The sequence below is a fragment of the Rothia sp. HMSC061C12 genome, assembly GCF_001815755.1.
Lineage (GTDB): Bacteria > Actinomycetota > Actinomycetes > Actinomycetales > Micrococcaceae > Rothia > Rothia mucilaginosa.
Genome location: NZ_KV821882.1, coordinates 1 through 668, shown reverse-complemented (window position 1 = coordinate 668; position 668 = coordinate 1). Strand labels below are relative to the sequence as shown.

Genomic DNA, 668 nt, shown 5'->3' with positions numbered 1-668 from the left:
GGGTTGCGGTGAAAAAAACTGGGATTTTTTACGCTATCTCCTGTAAATTTGGGATACAAGGAAACATCGCCAATTCTGCACCATCAAGGAGGCCCCGATGAGCGGCGCTGGTAACGGGTACCGGACTCTCAAAAGTATTTTTCATGAACGCGGTGAGGCTACGGCTCAGGCGGAATTGCAGGCACGTCGTAATGGCTATTCCACATACCTTATCGATACTTTTAAAGTCGGAAACCATCCTCTGTTTTATCTGGTTGATCGCGCTGCACTTGCTTCCTTCGAGCGTATTATGAAACGTGAACGCCGCATTGGGCAGCTGAGCTCTCGCTTGCCTCGCGCAGCTATGACAAGCTATCTGCTTGATTTAACGGTGCGTAGTATTGTGGCTACCGATCGTATCGAGGGTGTACATACAACCCGACAAATCATCTCCGACGCGCTTGCTACTGGTGATAGCGAAGACCCACGAGCAAAACGTGCGGTGGAATTTACGAGTCTGTTGACGACTCTAGGAGATCGTCAGCCACCTGCTACGGTTGAGGAAGTACGAAAACTATATGACACCCTACTTGAGGGATATTTGGATGATAAAGATCATCTGGATGGAGAGCTTTTCCGTACTGGTCCGGTTCGTATCACTAACGGAACTAAGGATGTACATATCCCCC

Annotated in this window: 1 pseudogene; it reads left to right on the top strand. The window is 49.0% G+C overall.

From position 1 onward, the window contains the following. Window positions 1-97 precede the first annotated feature (97 nt). Window positions 98-668, top strand: a pseudogene (locus HMPREF3055_RS09175) (Fic family protein); the annotation flags it as partial.